We start from the raw sequence: 16,376 nt of genomic DNA, 5'->3' as shown, positions 1-16,376 counted from the left end.
ATGAATTTCTCCGCTTGGTCAATCCGCAATCCAATTCCGGGCATTTTATTGTTTATCATGCTTGGTTTGGCTGGATTGTTATGTTTTCACTGGATGAAAATACAACAATTCCCAGATATTGAACTTCCGATGGTCACCGTAAGCGCGGCACTACCGGGTGCTGCCCCACCACAACTTGAAACAGAAGTTGCACGTAAGATTGAGAACTCGATTGCGACTTTGCAAGGTTTAAGAAATCAATACACCAATATTCAAGATGGTGTTGTTACGGTTACAGCAGAATTTCAACTCGAAAAACCACTCCAAGAAGCGGTTGATGATGTTCGAAATGCAGTGTCTCAAGTTCGTTCTGATCTACCTGCCGATTTGCGCGACCCTATTGTCAGTAAAATCAATTTGTCAGGCTCACCGATCCTGACCTATACCATTCAATCACCCAAAATGGATGAAGAAGCACTGTCATGGTTCGTAGACTATGATATTGCACGTGCCATGTTACAGGTAAAAGGTGTCGGTGCTGTCGCACGTGTAGGTGGTGTTACACGCCAAGTTGAAGTTGAACTTGACCCTGAAAAATTATTGGCATTGAATGCAACTGCTACCGATATTACCCGCCAATTACGCTTGATTCAGCAAGATGCCTCAGGTGGTCAAACCAAAATCGGAGGCAGTGAGCAATCAATCCGCACTATTGCAACCGTAAAAACAGCCGCAGAAATTGGTGCAATGGATCTCGCACTCAGCGATGGTCGGCATATTCGCCTTGATCAAGTTGCATCTATTCGTGATGGAATTGCAGAACGACGTTCTGCTGCACTACTGAATGGTAAACCCGTCATTGGTTTTGAAATTACCCGTAGTAAAGGTGCGAGTGAGGTTGATGTTGAAAAGGGTGTCATCGAAGCTTTAGATAAACTGAAAGCCTCACATCCTGATATTCAAATTACAGAAGCCTTTAACTTTGTTAAACCTGTAGCGGATAATTACAAAGGTTCGATGTCACTGCTTTATGAAGGGGCAATTTTAGCAATCTTGGTGGTTTGGCTATTTTTACGTGATTGGCGTGCAACCATCATTGCTGCAACTGCCCTGCCACTATCTATTTTACCTGCCTTGATTGGGATGTATTACTTCGGATTTACCCTAAATACAGTGACTTTACTCGCCATGTCATTAGTGGTTGGTATCTTAGTCGATGATGCAATTGTTGAAATTGAAAATATTATTCGGCATCTGCGAATGGGAAAAACGCCTTATGAGGCCGCAATGGAAGCTGCCGATGAAATTGGTCTAGCGGTTATTGCCACGACGTTTACGTTAATTGCAGTATTTCTGCCAACAGCGTTCATGAGTGGAATCGCAGGTAAATTTTTCGTTCAATTCGGTTGGACGGCTGCATTGGCAATTTTTGCTTCTTTATTAGTTGCACGTCTGCTTACACCAATGATGTCAGCTTACATTTTAAAACCGTGGATTGGTCAAGTTGACAAGCAAGATGAAACTGTAGGCAACCAAGCAAAATTAGATCATGGCACAACAAAATTAGCCAGAGACCGTGCCAACGATGGACGTGTCATGCGTGGCTATATGCGTTTAGTCACATGGTGTTTAAATCATCGTTGGGTCACTTTATTTGGAGCAATTGCTTTTTTTGTTGGCTCAGTGATGCTGATTCCTCTACTGCCTACTGGTTTCGTTCCACCACCAGATACAGGGCAAACTCAAGTTCGTCTAGAACTCGCACCCGGTTCACAATTTGTTGATACCTTAAAAACAGCAGAATACGCACGTAACCTGATTAAAGACCATCCTGAAATCAAGAGTATTTATACAACCATTGGTGGTGGTGCAGCAGGAACAGATCCTTTTTCAGGGGGAGCTTCGAGCGAACCAAGAAAAGCTACATTAACCATTCAAATTACTGAGCGCTCTGATCGAAGTGCTAGCTTGCAAGAGATTGAGAATCAGATTCGTCAACGTTTAGCTCCATTGCCGGGTGCACGTATTCAAGTCGGTTTAGCAGGAAATAACACCCAGTATCAACTTGCACTTTCAGGCGATGATCCAGAAGCTTTGATGTCGACTGCACGCCAACTTGAACGTGAATTACGAACGATTCCAAATATCGGAGGTATTACCTCAAGTGCAGCGTTGATTCGTCCTGAACTGGTGATTCGTCCTGACTTTGCCAAAGCCGCAGATTTAGGTGTGACCACCTATGATATTGCTGAAACTTTGCGTATCGCCACCGCAGGTGATTTTGATCAGAATCTAGCAAAATTAAACTTATCTCAACGTCAAGTTCCCGTTGTGATTAAACTTCCTTTGGCTGCTCGCCAAGATCAGGAGTTAATGAAACGCTTGATGATCAAAGGCAGCCACGGCCCTGTGATGTTAGGTACGATTGCAGATGTGAATATTGAAAGTGGGCCATCGCAAATTGACCGTTTTAACCGTTTGCGTAATATCAATTTTAATATCGAGCTGAATAATCAACCATTAGGGGATATTGCCGCTAAAGTCGATCAACTTCCAACCATGAAAAATCTTCCACCCACGGTTAAACGTACCAATATTGGCGATGCCGAAGTCATGCAAGAGTTATTCTCAAGCTTTGGTTTGGCGATGCTGACAGGTGTATTGTGTATCTACGTTGTTCTGGTTCTTTTATTCAAAGACTTCCTACAACCGATCACAATTCTTGTGGCTTTACCTTTATCTCTTGGCGGTGCATTCGTATTATTGCTTTTAGCAAAAAGTAGCTTTTCAATGCCAAGTCTAATTGGTTTGATTATGCTGATGGGGATTGCCAGTAAGAACTCGATTCTACTGGTTGATTACGCCATTATCGCAAGAAATGAAAAGCATTATTCCCGATTTAATGCGTTGTTGGATGCCTGTCATAAGCGAGCACGCCCAATTATCATGACGACATTAGCAATGGGTGCAGGTATGTTACCGATTGCGCTTGGGATTGGAACAGATCCGAGTTTCCGTGCACCAATGGCAATTTCTGTGATTGGCGGTTTGATTACCAGTACCTTCTTATCGTTATTGGTTATTCCTGTGGTCTATACCTTCATTGATGATATCAACCGAAAACTGCACAGCTTTAGAAAAACCAAGCCTGTATCACTTGAACAAACTCAATAAATTTTCAAGAAAAAAGACGGTCAAATGACCGTCTTTTTTCACTGCTCAATTTAATTTTTATTTTTTCGCTAAGGCTTTTTCAATATCAGCTTCCAAAGCATCGGGCTTGGTTGTCGGAGCATAGCGACCTAAAACCTCACCATGACGTCCAACAAGGAACTTGGTAAAGTTCCATTTGATGTTACGACTGCCTAAAATGCCTTTGGCTTCACGCGTCAAAAAGCGAAAAATAACATGCGCTTCTGGCCCTTTCACATCGACCTTGGCAAACATCGGAAAATTCACCCCATAATTGCGTTGGCAAAATGCACCTATTTCTTTGTTTGTTCCTGGATCTTGTCCCCCAAATTGGTTGCAAGGAAACCCGAGCACCTCTAAACCTTGAGCTTTATATTTTTCATGTAGCTTTTCTAGTCCTGCAAACTGTGGTGTAAAACCACACTTACTTGCAGTGTTTACAATCAGCATGACCTTGCCTTTATAATCAGCGAGCGCCTTTGTTTCTCCCTCTAACAATTCAGCTTCAAACTGATAAATGTTACTCATGGATAAGTTTCCTCGTCATTCTTTTCTTCTGTTTTAAGTTGTAATGATGCCGAATTCACGCAATAACGCAGTCCTGTCGGCTGTGGGCCATCCTCAAACACATGACCCAAATGTGCATCGCAATCATGGCAGACAATTTCTGTTCTGACCATACCATGCGATAAATCTTCATGTTCTTCTATCGCAACACTATCAATTGCTCTATAAAAACTTGGCCACCCACAACCGCTATCATATTTTGTTTCTGAAGAAAATAGTTCAGCACCACAACATCGACACACATAGGTTCCATGTTGCTTATTATTCCAATATTGTCCTGTGAATGCTGGTTCTGTGCCTTTCTGACGAGTGATGCGATATTCTTCTGGTGATAGTTCTCTTTGCCATTCTCGGTCTGTTTTATTGACTTTTCCCATAACCTGCACCTTTTATTTTGATGTTAAAAATATCTCGATGATCAGATTTTATATTTACGCCATTCACGCTAAAAACTCTAGTCTCAGATCGTACAATTTAGTGAAATTTAAGCATTAAATTTAAAATAGCAAAAAGAAAGCAAATAAAAATACTTGGTAAGCAAATTTTAACAAAACTATCTTTCTCGTGAGCAAAGATAATGTTATTCTTGTTGGGCACGGTTGTATAGGACAAAACATGTCTCAGAAAAAAAGTGTGGTTTTCCAAAAACTCTTACCAACAATCAGACAATATCAACAATCAGGTTTTACCCATGAAAAAATTGTTGAGTTACTCAAAGATCAATATGATCTAGATTTGGTAAGTGTTGAAACCTTTAAAAGTTATTTATATCGATATGCAAAAGTGAATCCTGCTATGTCTAAAAATACTGTTACATCCCACTCCGCTCAATCAAGTCGTGAAATTAAGAAATCATCAAAGCTTGAGCATGTTTGCTATGACATTCGTGGACCAGTATTACGCGCCGCCAATGAAATGGAGGAGCAAGGACACAAGATCATCAAGCTCAATATCGGTAACCCTGCACCGTTTGGTTTTGAAGCTCCACAAGAAATTATCAATGATGTTGCATTAAACCTACCGAATGCGGTTGGTTACACAGACTCAAAAGGAATCTTCCCTGCGCGTAAAGCCATTTGTCAGTATTATCAGCAAAAAGGCGTTTTTGATATGCACGTCAATGATGTGTATGTCGGAAATGGCGTGTCTGAACTGATTGTGATGGCGATGCAAGGTTTATTGAACGACGGCGATGAAATGCTCGTTCCTATGCCTGACTATCCATTATGGACAGCAGCAGTCAATCTGTCTGGTGGTAAAGCTGTTCATTATAAATGTGATGAAGAAAACTATTGGTATCCTGATCTTGCTGATATGGAAAGAAAAATCACAGCAAATACACGTGGTATTGTCATCATCAACCCAAATAACCCAACAGGTTCTGTTTATCCACGTCATGTATTAGAGCAAATTGTTGCTTTAGCAAAAAAACATGATTTGATTTTATTTGCTGATGAAATCTACGACAAAATCATTTATGACGGCATTGAGCATGTTGCAGTTGCTGCCTTGGCTGGCGATCAACTTTGTATTTCATTCAATGGTTTATCAAAAGCCTATCGTATTGCTGGTTACCGTGCAGGTTGGATGGCAATCACAGGTGATAAATCACGTGCAGCAGATTATATTGAAGGTTTAGACATGCTCGCTTCAATGCGTTTGTGTGCGAATCATCAAGCACAATATGCAATTCAAACCGCTCTTGGTGGTTATCAGTCTATTAATGATTTAATTCGTCCGGGCGGTCGTCTGTATGAACAACGTAATATTGCTTGGGAAATGTTAAATGAGATTCCTGGCGTAAGCTGTGTTAAGCCTGATGGTGCAATGTACTGTTTCCCAAAACTTGATCCTGAAATTTATCCAGTTGAAGATGATGAAAAACTGATGTTAGATCTATTAAAAGCTGAAAAAGTTTTGTTAGTTCAAGGCACAGGTTTTAATTGGCCAACTCCAGATCATTTCCGTGTAGTGTTCTTACCTGCTGAAAATGAGCTACGTGAAGCAATTAATCGTTTAAGCCGTTTCTTGGCGAAAATGCGTTAAGCAAAATTGGCAATAAAAAAGGAAGCAAATCGCTTCCTTTTTTATGGTCAGAGATTAGCAAGTGAATCGTTGGCTAAATTTTATCAAAGATGCTAAAAGGTGGTAGATTAAATTCTCTATGCATTCAAATGCTACATTATTAAAAACGATCAGCTAGAACCGACAATGAATTTTGCACTTCATCTGCAACTTCTGATCTTGAAAACTGCATTAAACTTCTCAATAAATCAAGTGATTCCCTCGTTTTAATAAATTTTAGTGATTCTGCGATATTTACAGCCAAATCAGGCATTAAATCCTTATCAGTTATAAGATCAGATATCACTCCCCATCCTTTACTTGGATTATAAAGAGATAGAACAGGGAGCAGTTGAGCAGCCGGATAGATACGTCCATTTTTATGGGTAGTAATTATCGCCATACACACATCATCCGCCAATTCACATATATTACTTTTCAATAATACATACTTAAGTTTTGATTCAAAAAATGCCTCGGATATATTTTAAGGAATTTGCAGAAAAGTTCTTTAACCTTTGTCATGCTTCCACCTGACAATCCATACAAATAAATAGCATATGCCATTTCATCAAAACAATTATCTTCACCATTTATTCTATTTGGCGACAATTCAACTGGCAAACTAGAGTCCGAATCAATCATTAACTCTATTTTATCCACTCCGAAATCAAATCCCCATGCAGACAAGATCAAAGCCGACTCATAAACTACTAGATGGTTGGTAGAATCTAGTAAATCTATAAATGCTGGAACCCTCTCTATGATAGGGGGATCAATAAGTTGAACCTCATCAAGTCCAACAACTACTCAATCCTCATCTGTGTACAACAATTAATACTCATTCGGTGTCATTGGAAACATATTTCCTCCTAAGTTTAATTAGATGGTAAATTCAAATAACGACTAGAATGTTGAGGCATAACATCATTAAAATTAATTTTTCTCAGTTTGTAACTCATTCCACTGTGCTTCATACTCTTTCGACTTCTTTAAATTCTTAGCTAAGCCAAAACCACCATTTTCATATAAACGCGCCAAATCCAACAATGCTTCATTTTCACCCTGCTCTACCGCAAGCGCATAATATTCTGCAGCTTTTTTATAATTTTTCTCAACACCTTTACCTTCTTCATAAACATAAGCAATATTTGATGAACCTAAGCCATTTTCGGCTTTAGAGGCTAAAGTAAAGAGACGTAAAGCTTCTTTGTAATCTTGCTTTAAGCCTGCTTTGCCTTCCAAATAGAAAATACCAAGATTGTTAATCGCAGATGATTCATCTTGCTTTACTGCTAACTGATAGTAATGCAATGCTTTTTTTAGATCCTGAGCGACTTCATCATTACCATCGTTATATAAATGACCTAATTCAGCTTGAGCAAGATCTAATCCTGCATCCGCAGATTTTGTCATCCATTCCAAACCTTTTTTAGTATTAATGCTAACACCATCATCCCCATAAAGGTATAAATAACCCAAGTAATACTGTGCGTACAGTTGTCCTTTTTGGGCTGCCTGCGTATACCATTTTAAGGCGGTAGGATTATCTTCTTCTACCCCTTCTCCGTAGTCATACATATATCCAACAGAAAATAGCGCATCAGCATTGCCTTTTGCAGCCGCTTTTTTAAACCACTCTAATGCCTTACCAAAATCTTGATCAACGTCATTTCCATAATAATAAGCATCGCCAAGATTATTTTGGGCAACTGCATCGCCACTTTTAGCTTGTTGCACAAGTTCTTGACTAAAAGACGCATCTTCAGCATGAACTAAAGTAAAGATGCTACTGCTCAATAATATTGAAAATACGATATTCTTTAATTTCATTCTTTAACCTATTTTGGTACATTTTTATGCAGATACATTCTAGCGACTAAACCACTTATGTAAACACAAATTTAAATTTCATTAAAAATCAAATGTTAATTTTTATTTTTCTATAAAAACAATAGAGCAAATAGACGGTTTGCCAAAATATTAAGCATGTCATTTTCGGTTTGCATGTTAAACTATGTGTTGGTTTGAAAAAGGATAGTCCTTCTATGCGGTTTGTTCATCTCGGTATCTATACAGAATTTTCGATTACAGAATCGATTGTTCGCATACCTGATTTGGTCAAAGCTGCCGTTAAAGATGAGATGCCTGCGCTCGCATTAACCGATTTATCAAACCTACATGCTGCAGTAAAATTTTACGAGGCATGTCTCAAAAAAGGCATTAAACCTATTTTAGGTAGTGTAATTCGACTCAATGATGCCGAACACCGCGCAACCCTATTAGCCATGAGCAGTAAGGGTTGGCGAAATCTAACCGAAATCGTGTCTCGTGGCTTTATCGAAGGACAACAACTCAGTATCCCATGCGTACAAAAAGAATGGATACTTGAACAATCAGAAGATTTAATTGTATTGCTTGGACAGCATAGTGATGTTGGCAAAATGCTCTGCTCTTCCAATCCCCAAAAAGCAGAGCCTTTATTAGAAGCGTGGATCGAGAAATTTGGCAATCGTGTCTATTTAGCCTTAAGTCGTACCGAACGTACAGGCGAAGAAGATTTTATTCAACAAGCCGTTAAACTCGCTGCTAAATATCAAATTGGCGTCGTTGCGCATAATGATGTGCATTTTATTGAACAAGATGATTTTGAAGCACATGAAGCGCGTGTGTGTATCGCTGATGGTTACGTACTTGGTGATGATAAACGCCCTAAAAACTACAGTACTGAACAATATTTTAAAACTGGCGAGCAAATGTCTGAACTATTTTCAGACATTCCCAGTGCGATTGAAAATACTTACCAGATCGCAAAACGTTGTAACGTCGCCTTACAGCTCGGCACTTATTTCTTGCCTGACTTCCCGATTCCAGATGGTTATACCATTGACACCTATTTCGAGCATTTATCTCGTACAGGTTTAGAAGAACGTTTAAACCATCTCTATCCAATTGCTGAACGTGATGAAGATTGGGCTGAGATTCGTCAGCCCTATGATGATCGTATTAAGTACGAAGTCGATATTATTTTAAAAATGGGCTTTCCAGGTTACTTCCTGATTGTCATGGACTTTATTCAATGGGCAAAAAATAATGGTGTACCTGTAGGTCCAGGACGTGGTTCAGGTGCAGGCTCACTGGTTGCTTATAGTTTAAAAATTACTGATCTTGACCCACTGCGTTATGATCTACTTTTCGAACGTTTCCTAAATCCTGAACGTGTTTCGATGCCCGATTTTGACGTCGATTTCTGTATCGCAGGTCGTGACCGAGTGATCGAATATGTCGCACAAAACTACGGGCGTGAAGCCGTTTCACAGATTGCGACTTTTGGTACGATGGCTGCAAAAGGCGCAATCCGAGATGTTGCACGTGTCTTAGGTAAGTCTTATGGTCTTGCTGACCGTATTTCCAAAATGATTCCAACCAAGCCGCTTGGTGTTGATCTAGTCACTGCGATTGACATGGAACCACAGCTCAAAGACATCGTGACCAACCCATCAAACCCTGATAATGATGATGCTGCTGAAATTTGGGAAATGGCACTTAAGCTCGAAGGCATTACACGAAATACTGGGAAACACGCAGGTGGTGTAGTCATTGCACCCGGAAAAATTACCGATTATTCAGCGGTACTTTGTGAAGCAGATGGAACAAGCCGTGTTGCCCAATACGATAAAGATGATGTTGAAGCTGCGGGTCTGGTTAAATTTGACTTCTTAGGTTTGCGTAACCTCACAGTTATTGAAGATGCCGTTCAAAATATTAATAAAAGAATCAAATCTGAAATTCCTCTCGAAATTGCAAATGTTCCATTAGATGACAAGGACGCTTATTTAGTCTTTGCGGACGCAAATACAACTGCGGTGTTCCAGTTTGAATCCGTCGGCATGAAAAAAATGCTCAAGGAAGCACGACCAAGTAAATTCGAAGAAATTATTGCTTTCGTTTCTTTATACCGCCCTGGTCCGATGGATCTGATCCCCGACTTTATCCATCGTATGCACGGTGGTGAATTTGAATATCTACATCCATTGCTTGAAGGTGTATTGGAGCCTACCTATGGGATTATGGTTTACCAAGAACAGGTGATGCAGGCAGCACAGTTCTGTGCAGGCTATACACTTGGTGGTGCCGATTTACTTCGCCGTGCCATGGGTAAAAAGAAACCTGAAGAAATGGTTAAACAGCGCCAAATCTTTATTGAAGGGGCAGCGGAAAAAGAGATTGATGAAGCAACAGCCAACCATATCTTTGACTATATGGAAAAGTTTGCAGGCTATGGTTTTAACAAATCACATGCCGCAGCCTATGCTCTTGTTGCCTATCACACTGCATGGTTAAAGGCACATTATCCATCTGAGTTTATGGCAGCCGTTTTATCGTCGGAAATGCAGAATACTGACAGTATCGTATTCTTAATTGATGACTGCCGTAATAATAAATTAGAAGTGCTGCCACCTTCCGTAAATATGTCTTTGTATCACTTCCACGCCAGTGATGAACAAACCATTGTTTATGGCTTAGGTGCAATCAAAGGTGTCGGCGAACAAGCGATGCAGTCGGTGATCGACTCACGGATTAAAGAAGGTCCATACAAAGACTTATTTGATTTCTGTCACCGTATTGACCTGAAAAAGATCAATAAACGTACTTTAGAAGCCTTGATCCGTGCGGGCGCACTCGACTGTTTGGGGATTGAACGTTCAAGTTTAATGGCACAATTGCCTGAAGCCGTACAAGCAGCCGACCAAGCAAGAAGTAACCGTGAAACAGGCATTATGGATTTGTTTGGTGAAGTTGAAGAAGTTCAGCGCAAACCTGTCAAACCTGTCAAACCATGGTCAGATGAAGTTCGACTCAAAGGCGAAAAAGATACGCTTGGCTTATATCTCACAGGTCACCCAATTGATGTATATCGCCCAGAATTAAAGTCATTTATTCCAGCGAAATTAAATGAACTCACCCCGACACGCCGTGGTGTAACTACCGTTTTTGCAGGTTTAGTGGTTGATATTGCGAACTTCCCAAATCGTATTATGATCACCCTCGATGATGGGACAGCTCGTGTTGAAATCAGTTGTAATCACGAACGTTTCCAGCGTTATAAAGACATCGTTCGCTTAGAACAAGTCATCGTGATTGAAGGCGAAATTTATGAGCGTGAGGGTTTTGATCGCCCAATGGCTCGTTTGAGTAAAGCTTTTAGCCTCAATGAAATACGACAAAAACGAGCGCAAAGCATTCAAATTCGGTTAGCCAAAGATTTAATGAGTAAATCTCTAGCCAAAGATTTACAAACGATACTTTTGCCTTATTGTAATGTTGATATGTGTCAACATATTGGTTTGCAAATCCAGCTTGAACAAAGCTTTGCAACCGCAGAATTACATCTGGGTGCGCAATGGAAAGTCGTACCATTAGATGAACTGCTTAGCAAACTACGTGATTATTTTGGTAAAGAAGCAATTTTTATCGAATACCAAGTGAAATCCAAAGCTGCAAAAGTGGCGGAAGCACCTAAAATAGCGGTTGTCGCGCCTCCACCTAAAAACATGTCAATGGATGAAGCGCTTGATCTTTACCAAGCTGAAATCTCTCAATATTCTTAATTTTGGATGATATATGAACCTGTTTGACTCAAACCCTGTTACCCAAAACAAGGTGTCCAAACATTTGGATCATGTGCGTATTGTGATGGTCAATACCACTCTACCAGCCAATATTGGTAGTGCCTTGCGCGCAATGAAAACAATGGGGTTATCTAAACTGGTCTTGGTTGCACCGAAAACCTATCCTCATCCAGATATTGATGCTTTGGCTGCTGGCGCACAAGATCTAATTGAACAGATCGAGATTGTTGAAACGTTAGAACAAGCCATTCAAGACTGTCATTTGGTTTTTGGAACTAGTGCGCGTAGTCGTACCATTCCATGGCCATTACTAGATGTACGCCCTGCTGCAAAGGAAGCTTTACAAGGCGCGAGCCAACAGCAGAATATTGCGATTGTATTTGGTCGTGAAGATCGCGGTCTGACCAATGAAGAACTTGCTTTAGCCAATTATCATTTAACCATTCCTGTTAACTCTGAATATGGCGTTTTAAATGTTGCCCAAGCCATTCAAGTGGTTTGTTACGAGTTGAGAATGGCAGCACTTGAACAAAATTCACAAGTGACAGCAACACCAGACGATCACATGCAACTTAAACAACAGCAAAGCATGGAATGGGATGAACCTTTGGTAACTCAACAGCAAATGGAAGAGTTTTACCCTCATCTTGAAAAAATGCTCACTGAAATTGAGTTTCTAGACCCGAATAATCCCCGTTTACTACCATTACGCTTGCGTCGTTTATTCGGAAGGATACAATTAGATCGTATGGAGTATCATTTATTACGTGGGATTTTTAGTCGCGTACAAGCTTTAGCCAAAGGCTCTTGGAAAAAAACGAATACGGAGGATCATTCCAATGATTAAACAGCTTAAAGAAGATATTGAGGCTGTATTTGCACGTGATCCTGCGGCTCGCAATACTCTCGAAGTCCTTACCACTTATCCAGGTATTCATGCTTTGATCATGCATCGTATGGCACATGAACTATGGAAGAAAGAATATAAAGGCTCAGCACGCCTATTGTCTTCATTTAGTCGCTTTGCTACAGGAATCGAAATTCATCCTGGTGCAAAAATTGGTAAACGGTTCTTTATTGATCATGGTATGGGTGTCGTGATTGGTGAAACGGCTGAAATTGGTGATGATGTCACGTTATATCATGGCGTTACGCTAGGCGGCACCACTTGGAACAAAGGTAAACGTCACCCGACACTCGAAGATGGGGTCGTCGTTGGTGCTGGAGCAAAAATCCTAGGACCATTTACTGTACATAAAGGTGCAAAAGTGGGTTCAAATGCGGTTGTGACTAAAGAAGTCCCTGAAGGTGTAACGGCTGTCGGCAATCCAGCACGTTATATTTTCAAAGATAAAAGCCAAATTGAGCAAGATGAAGTACGTCGTCGTGATTATGCTGAAAGTATTGGTTTCGAACCTTATGCAACCACACAGGACCAGTCAGACCCTATTTTAGAAGGCATCCGTGTTCTACTAGATCGTATGCAGAAAAATGAAAAACGTATGAATGTACTTTGCCAGCGCTTATCTGAGTTAGATCCAACATTTAAGCCTCAAAACTCAAAAAATCAACCTTTAAGTAAAGAAGAACTTAAAATTATTGAAGAAGTTAGACGCGAGTGCGAAGCACAGAACAAAACTTCAACGACATAATCAAATATATAAGAAATGTAACAAGCTTCTCATTGCAAGTTGGTTTTGCTTTTCCTAGACTGGTAAAACCAACGATCTACTTCTCATTTAACTAAAATTAATGGATGTAAAGCATGAATTTTAAGCCTTTGGCACTTCTTGTACTATCAACTTCTTTTTTAACGGCTTGTGGTATTGCACCAGTAAAAAAAGAAAAAGCTGCTGAACCATTTGTGTTCAAAGAACCTGATCCAACTCCACCATTTTATGCTTTAAATCCAGTTAAATATGATGCTCCACCAAGTTTTGAGCTTGCGATTAAAGACGCAACAGCTCAACCTGTGACAAAAATGGTTGTTTCATTACAAAGCGATCCATCTAAATCAACCACACTTGATGTAAATAAACTGATTATTCCAACAATTGATCACAAGCAACGTAACATGAAATATGCTGTACTTGCGGGTGATAATGAAGTAGATATCACTGAAGTTGATGACTTTTTACAATTAGCTGAAGGCAAAGCTCGCCACTATCCTCCACGCTTTACTGAACGTCAAGAACGCAAAGGTTATGAGGTAAAACTCAGAGAGATTACACAAAAGCTCGATGCTTTGGCAGAAAAACCAAATGCTTCACTAGATGTACTCACTCGTGCATTTAAAGCCAGTGTGATGGCACGTAATCTTGATCTAGGCACAGCCTACACTTCCAAATCACTCAATTATGCTCAACGTATTCTTGCGATTAGCCCAAATGACCCTGAAACTAATTTCTGGTTTGGCTTCGGTTTATCAGAAGGTGGCGGTCAGCGTGAAGCGATTCCATATTTAGACAAGGCAATGAAAGGCGGTGTTCAAGAAGCTTATCTTTCAGCAACCAATAACTATCTTTGGCTAGAACAAAAGAAAAATGCGATTCAAACATTAAAGAATTACAAAATTAATTACCCAGATGAAGCAGAAGTTGTCGACCAACTGATTAAAGAAGTTGAAGCTGGAAAACGTTGGAATGTATGGCAAGTTCTTAACTAGATACTCATCATTTTTGTAAAAATAGACTGTTCTGAACAGTCTATTTTTTTAAGTCGATTGAAAAAACATCTTATTTTCGTATTATAAAGATAATCTTCCAGCTAATTCTGCTGATTTAAATGCTAGCATCTGCCCTACACAAACGTTTATATGCTCTCACACTATTAACAATCATTTTAAATGGTTGTCAGGTGGTCAGCCTAAAACAACAAGCTGTTGATGTGACGATTGCCAATGAACGTAATAGTATTCTCACTCAGAAAAAATTAAGTGAAGCGAGCTTAAATGTCTTATCCATGTCGGGTAAGGAAGCGAAAATGTGTATGCAATCACCAAATGAATGTATTGCAGATCTACATAAAATTCCCCAAATTTTAGATGAACAGTTATTCTCAACCGCAAGTGAGTTATATCTCGCTAAAGCGAAGGTATTATCTGATTCTTCTGAATGTAAAATTAGTAAATTAACCAAACACAAATCTGAAGAAGAACAGAAACTTATTCAGAAAACGTATGAACAATGCTTAGAGCAAGAACTTGAAGCATTAGATAAAAGCATCCGCTATAGCTATGCATATTTATTTAAAACTTCTCGCCAACCACAAGAACGAATTTTTGATAACCGACAAGTACAAATTCGAGATTTTTATAATCAAGCACTCACTCAACTCGTCAATGGTCATAGCCTAAAAAATCCTTCAACCAATATTACACCGACTATAAAAATTGGGAAAAGCACCTATACAATTGATATTCAAGCATATCAACGCCTACAAAACATGAAACTTGAAAAATTCATTTCAAGCTACAACATGAATTTCTCAGGTTTACGGGCAATTAACCGCCGTGATGGTTTTGGTTCTGATTTTGTTGCAGTTTTTCCATCAACCGATTCATCGTCACATGAAAATAAATATATTCTCAATCCCTTAACTCACAATTATCCCAAAGGAATTAATCCTAATATTCATAAAGCACGTTATTTAGCAGCAACCATCATTGCTCAACCTAAAAAAACGAATGCAACTGTAGAAGATGTTTTAACAAATCCAAATTTTGAAATTAAGGTTTATGATCCTTATAACATTGAGAAAGTAGAAATTGCAGGTAAACCTTATTCATTGGCTGCGAACTTTTCTGCCCCCTATGGTCTATGGTTAGCAGAAAATAACTTGGGAGCCGCTGCTTATTTAACCTTGATTGATCGTGATCAACATCTCACGATGCCCCATCTTTATATGCTTGAACCTTATAACCAAAATAAAAAAGTGATTGTCTTGGTACATGGGCTTGCCAGTAGCCCTGAAGCATGGATTGCTGTCACCAACGATATTATGGGTGATGCTGTATTACGAGAACATTATCAAGTATGGCAAGTTTTTTACTCAACCAATATGCCGATTTTAGAAAGCCGTTTCCAAATCTATGCTTTACTGAAACAAGCTTTTGGTTCATTAAATACGAAAGACGCAGCAGCTCAAGATGCGGTATTGATTGGTCACAGCATGGGCGGCATTATTAGTCGACTTTTAGTCAGTGATGCGGATATTTCAAAACAAGCTTTAGAATTGATGAACAATCGCCAACAAACACGTCTAAGAAAACACCCTGTGATTGGTGAACGACTCAAAATGAAACCAATTGAAAATTTTGATCGAGCCATTTTCCTTGCCGCTCCACATCGAGGAACTGACTATGCTGATCGCTGGTTTACTTTAGCAGCACGCAAAATTATTAAACTTCCTACAACCTTCTTAACAACACTTGCAGATACATTGACCAGTGATGATGTTGATTTAAAAGATTTTGTTAAAACACTGACCAATGATGTCATTCAAAATGGCCCAAGCGATCTCAGTAAAAAGTCAAAATTTATGGAACTGACAGCCAGTATCCCACCCGAAAAAGGCTTGGTTTTCCATTCAATTATGGGGAACATTACTAAGAGTGATGATCCTAGTCTTATTACAGATGGTATCGTTCCGTATAAAAGTGCCCATTTAGATGGGGCTGTGTCTGAAAAAATCTTTCGTGGTGGTCACTCTATTCAAGAAACACCAGAGGCTGTATTGGAATTGCGCCGTATCTTACGTCAACACTTGGTCGATCATGGCTTATATAAACCCAATCACTGAGTAAAAAAAAGCCCAAAGAGAACTTTGGGCTTTTTTATCTGGTCAGTTTAAAGCCCAGATCGAATCATATAATCAAAAGCAGACAACGATGCTTTCGCGCCTTCACCTGTGGCAATGATGATTTGTTTATAAGGCACGGTG

Annotated in this window: 11 protein-coding genes and 1 pseudogene; 7 read left to right on the top strand and 5 right to left on the bottom strand. The window is 39.6% G+C overall.

All coding sequences use genetic code 11. The features are described 5' to 3' along the window. Positions 1-3,153, top strand: a complete 3,153-nt coding sequence (locus MMP60_RS10590; protein ID WP_241336227.1) for an efflux RND transporter permease subunit — start codon at positions 1-3, stop codon at positions 3,151-3,153. Positions 3,154-3,210: 57 nt separating this feature from the next. Here MMP60_RS10590 and MMP60_RS10585 read toward each other — a convergent pair whose 3' ends face one another. Next, complete coding sequence (locus tag MMP60_RS10585; protein WP_018679887.1) at positions 3,211-3,699, bottom strand: glutathione peroxidase; 489 nt, start codon at positions 3,697-3,699, stop codon at positions 3,211-3,213. Next, positions 3,696-4,115, bottom strand: coding sequence for a peptide-methionine (R)-S-oxide reductase MsrB (msrB, locus tag MMP60_RS10580; protein ID WP_018679886.1), 420 nt, complete (start codon positions 4,113-4,115; stop codon positions 3,696-3,698). The genes MMP60_RS10585 and msrB overlap by 4 nt, the downstream gene beginning before the upstream one ends. 238 nt (positions 4,116-4,353) lie before the next feature. Between msrB and MMP60_RS10575 the strand changes: the two genes are divergently transcribed. Continuing rightward, positions 4,354-5,784, top strand: coding sequence for a pyridoxal phosphate-dependent aminotransferase (locus tag MMP60_RS10575; protein ID WP_241336226.1), 1,431 nt, complete (start codon positions 4,354-4,356; stop codon positions 5,782-5,784). A 139-nt stretch (positions 5,785-5,923) separates the two neighbouring features. On the opposite strand, the gene MMP60_RS10570 is transcribed toward MMP60_RS10575, so the two are convergent. Together MMP60_RS10570 and MMP60_RS10565 are read right to left on the bottom strand one after the other, a co-directional pair. Continuing rightward, positions 5,924-6,205: a hypothetical protein gene (locus MMP60_RS10570; protein ID WP_241336225.1), complete on the bottom strand. Its 282-nt coding sequence runs from the start codon at positions 6,203-6,205 to the stop codon at positions 5,924-5,926. Between the two features lie 533 nt (positions 6,206-6,738). After that, positions 6,739-7,635, bottom strand: a complete 897-nt coding sequence (locus MMP60_RS10565) for a sel1 repeat family protein (protein ID WP_241336224.1) — start codon at positions 7,633-7,635, stop codon at positions 6,739-6,741. A gap of 215 nt (positions 7,636-7,850) precedes the next feature. Here MMP60_RS10565 and dnaE point away from each other — a divergent pair, with 215 nt between their 5' ends. The 5 genes from dnaE (at position 7,851) to MMP60_RS10540 (ending at position 16,235) form a co-directional block, all read left to right on the top strand. Further along, positions 7,851-11,414, top strand: a complete 3,564-nt coding sequence (gene dnaE, locus MMP60_RS10560; protein ID WP_241336223.1) for a DNA polymerase III subunit alpha — start codon at positions 7,851-7,853, stop codon at positions 11,412-11,414. 13 nt (positions 11,415-11,427) lie between these two features. Beyond that, complete coding sequence (locus MMP60_RS10555; RefSeq protein WP_241336222.1) at positions 11,428-12,282, top strand: RNA methyltransferase; 855 nt, start codon at positions 11,428-11,430, stop codon at positions 12,280-12,282. Beyond that, positions 12,275-13,087, top strand: a complete 813-nt coding sequence (gene cysE, locus MMP60_RS10550) for a serine O-acetyltransferase (protein ID WP_241336221.1) — start codon at positions 12,275-12,277, stop codon at positions 13,085-13,087. Before MMP60_RS10555 ends, cysE begins: the two co-directional genes overlap by 8 nt. A 113-nt stretch (positions 13,088-13,200) precedes the next feature. Next, a complete protein-coding gene (locus MMP60_RS10545) occupies positions 13,201-14,100 on the top strand; it encodes a hypothetical protein (RefSeq protein WP_241336220.1) in 900 nt (299 codons plus the stop codon). 119 nt (positions 14,101-14,219) lie between these two features. Further along, positions 14,220-16,235, top strand: coding sequence for an alpha/beta fold hydrolase (locus tag MMP60_RS10540; RefSeq protein WP_241336219.1), 2,016 nt, complete (start codon positions 14,220-14,222; stop codon positions 16,233-16,235). Between the two features lie 47 nt (positions 16,236-16,282). Here the strand turns inward: MMP60_RS10540 and MMP60_RS10535 are convergent. Then, a pseudogene (locus tag MMP60_RS10535) lies at positions 16,283-16,376 on the bottom strand (pyridine nucleotide-disulfide oxidoreductase); the annotation flags it as partial.

It is taken from the genome of Acinetobacter sp. ANC 4805 (assembly GCF_022549495.1).
GTDB lineage: Bacteria > Pseudomonadota > Gammaproteobacteria > Pseudomonadales > Moraxellaceae > Acinetobacter.
This window is presented reverse-complemented; position numbering and strand designations above follow the sequence as displayed.